The 2,840-nt window shown below is 73.8% G+C and carries 3 protein-coding genes; 2 read left to right on the forward strand and 1 reads right to left on the reverse strand.

Annotation, left to right across the window (positions count from 1 at the left end):
• Positions 1-357: 357 nt before the first annotated feature.
• Both ku and ABD308_RS06490 read left to right on the forward strand, forming a co-directional pair.
• Positions 358-1,314, forward strand: a complete 957-nt coding sequence (ku, locus tag ABD308_RS06485; RefSeq protein WP_344328594.1) for a non-homologous end joining protein Ku — start codon at positions 358-360, stop codon at positions 1,312-1,314.
• Positions 1,315-1,345: 31 nt separating this feature from the next.
• Positions 1,346-1,627: a hypothetical protein gene (locus ABD308_RS06490; protein ID WP_344328600.1), complete on the forward strand. Its 282-nt coding sequence runs from the start codon at positions 1,346-1,348 to the stop codon at positions 1,625-1,627.
• A gap of 63 nt (positions 1,628-1,690) precedes the next feature.
• Here ABD308_RS06490 and ABD308_RS06495 read toward each other — a convergent pair.
• A partial coding sequence (locus ABD308_RS06495; RefSeq protein WP_344328610.1) for a DUF2079 domain-containing protein occupies positions 1,691-2,840 on the reverse strand: 1,150 nt, incomplete at its 5' end.

Raw genomic sequence — 2,840 nt, forward strand, 5'->3', positions numbered from 1 at the left:
CCGCGACCCGGTGAGCCGGGCGGCCAGGATCGCCGGGATGTCGTCCTCCCGCGAGTACCCCGGGACCACGGTCACCTCGGCGTGCCGCACCCCCGCCGCGCCGGCCAGCGCGTACCGCACCCGGTACGTCGTCGCGGCCGGCGGCGGGGCCGGTCCGGTGCTCCGCCGCACGCGCCCACCTCCGTCCCGCCGTCCCCGCTGAACCCCGCTGTCCATTGTCCGCCGGACCCGCCCCCCGGGCCGGTCCGGCGGCATCCTGTGGCCGAACGGGGCGAACCCGGGCAGAGTGGAACCCCCGGGGCCGTGCCGCCCCGGCCGGCGCGAACCACCGGGACGGCTCCGGGAAGGAGCGACCCCATGCAGACCACCTGGAAGGGGACGATCAGCTTCGGCCTGGTCTCCATCCCCGTCCACCTCTACTCCGCCACCAAGGAGCACGACGTCCCGCTGCACCAGGTGCACGCCAGGGACGGTGGCCGGGTGCGGATGAAGCGGTACTGCGAACGGGAGGAGAAGGAGGTCCCGTACGCGGAGATCGCCAAGGGGTACGAGTCCCCGGACGGCCGGACCGTCACCCTCACCGACGAGGACCTCGCCGACCTGCCGCTGCCCAGCAAGAAGATCATCGACGTGCTGGCCTTCGTCGACGAGGGCGAGATCGACCCGCTGATGTTCTCCAAGGCCTACTACGTGGGCGTCGCCGACAAGGCCGCCGCCAAGCCCTACGCGCTGCTGCGCGACGCGCTCGTCGACTCCGGGCAGATCGCCGTCACCAAGATCGCGCTGCGCACCCGGGAGTCCCCGGCGGTGCTGCGGGTGCACGACGGCACGCTGGTGCTCCAGACCTGCATCTGGCCCGACGAGGTCCGCCCGGCGGCCGGCATCGCGCCGGAGGAGGGCGTCACCGTGCGGCCGCAGGAACTGAAGATGGCGCGCTCGCTGATGGAGACGCTCTCCGAGGACTTCGACCTCGACCAGTTGCACGACGACTACCAGCAGGCGCTCCAGCAGGTGATCGAGGCGCGGCTGCAGGGCGTCGAGGTGCCGCACGAGGAGGAGGAAGGGGCGGCGCCGGACAACGTCATCGACCTCATGGAGGCGCTGCGCAGCAGCCTGCGGCAGGCCAAGGACGCCCACCCGGGCCGCACCACGGCCGAGGAGGGCGAGGCCGAGGAGGCCGAGGAGGCCGAGGAGAAGCCGGCCCCGCGCAAGCGCGCCGCCGCGAAGAAGACCGCGGCGGCCAGGAAGACCACCAAGTCCGCCACGAAGAAGACCACGACCCGGAAGTCCGCGACTCCCCGGAAAGCCTCGTGACCTCACCTGATCCCCTCGGAGGCGAATCCCGATGGACCTCATCACCTACAAGGCCCTGGACACCGGCCCCGGCGCGCCGCAGCACCCGGGCTGGGCGCACCGGGCGCTGCACTGGCTGTGCGGCCTCTCCCCGACGGCCGTCGTCTTCATGGTCGGGCTCTCGCTCGGCCTCGGCGCCGTCGCCTCCCAGGTGACCTGGCTGCCGATGCTGATCGTCTTCAGCGTCGTCTGGGGCGCCACCCTGCTCGCCCTGGCCGGCGTGTTCGTCCGCTGGCGGACGTCCCTCCCGGCCCGCCACCGGATGGCCACCTGACGCCACCGGACGGTGTTCCGGTGTCCCCGGTCCACGCGGTGGGCCGGGGACACCGCCGCGCCCTCAGCCCTTGAACAGGTTGTGGCCGACGTCCCGGGGCACGATCTCCTTCACCGGCGTGCTGTTCCCGTCGGGGATCCGCGCACCGGGCACCGGCTCGTCGCTCTCGCGGTGCAGCAGCTCCACCCCGTCCTCCGCCCAGACCCGCCGGTAGCCGTGGGCGAGCAGCAGCTCGATCCGCTCGGCCTGCTCGTGCGCCGTCTGGAACGGGAAGGTCCGGGTGTCGGAGCGGATCAGGACGTAGTCGCGCCCGCGCGGGGTGGCGTCCACCAGGACCACGTCGGTGCGGTCGACCAGGCGGGGCACCACCTGGTTGTCGGCCTCCACCAGCGCGCCGTCCGGGATCCGCTGCGCGCCCCTGACCAGGGCGGCGTTGCTCGCCGAGGGGCGCCAGTAGGCCGGGGTGAGCACGCTGATCCCGCCCAGCAGCAGGCTGCACAGCAGCGAGCCCGCCACCACCGCGGTGCCCAGGCCGCGAGCGGCGCGCCGGTGCGTCCCGCTCCGGAGGTACAGGCGGCCGAGCACCTCCAGGACGGCGGTGAGCAGCACCGGCCAGAGCAGGGCGTCGTAGTGGTGGGCGATCGACCAGTGGTTGGGGTTGTCGGAGAGCATCCGTTCGGCGAGCAGCGGCAGCAGGCAGAGGGTGGTCGCGGAGCGCAGCGGGAGCAGGAGCAGGGTGCCGAACAGCCAGAGCGGCAGCAGTGGCTTGACGGCGGCGTTGGTGGCGGCCTCGACCAGCAGCAGCGGGTCGCCGAGCAGGTTGCCGAGCGCGCTCCCGGCGTTCGGGCCGATCGGGCCGTAGACCCAGTAGTAGTCCGGCTGTCCGCCCATCGCGGGGATCAGCCAGGTGATCGCGAGCGCCGAGGCGAGCGGGCCGCCGATGAGCAGGCCGGCGCCGAGGGCGAGGCCGCGCCGGTCACCACGGCGCCGGCCGCGCCAGAGCAGGACGAGGCCGTGGACGCCGACCAGCAGGCCCAGGTCCTCCTTGGTGGCGCAGAGCAGCGCGGCGGCGAGGGCGACGGTGCCGTAGCGGCGGGCGAGGCCGCGTTCGAGCAGCAGCAGGGTGAGCGGGACGGCGAAGGCGACCTCGTGGAAGCCGCCGCGCCCGGCGGCCAGCAGCGGCCAGCCGAGGCCGTAGACGAGGCCGGCCAGG

The organism is Kitasatospora putterlickiae (genome assembly GCF_039527695.1).
Taxonomy (GTDB): domain Bacteria; phylum Actinomycetota; class Actinomycetes; order Streptomycetales; family Streptomycetaceae; genus Kitasatospora; species Kitasatospora putterlickiae.

Coding starts and splice junctions, on each gene's coding strand:
- ku (WP_344328594.1), top strand. CDS start 358: ATGCAGACCACCTGGAAGGGGACGATCAGCTTCGGCCTGGTCTCCATC.
- ABD308_RS06490 (WP_344328600.1), top strand. CDS start 1,346: ATGGACCTCATCACCTACAAGGCCCTGGACACCGGCCCCGGCGCGCCG.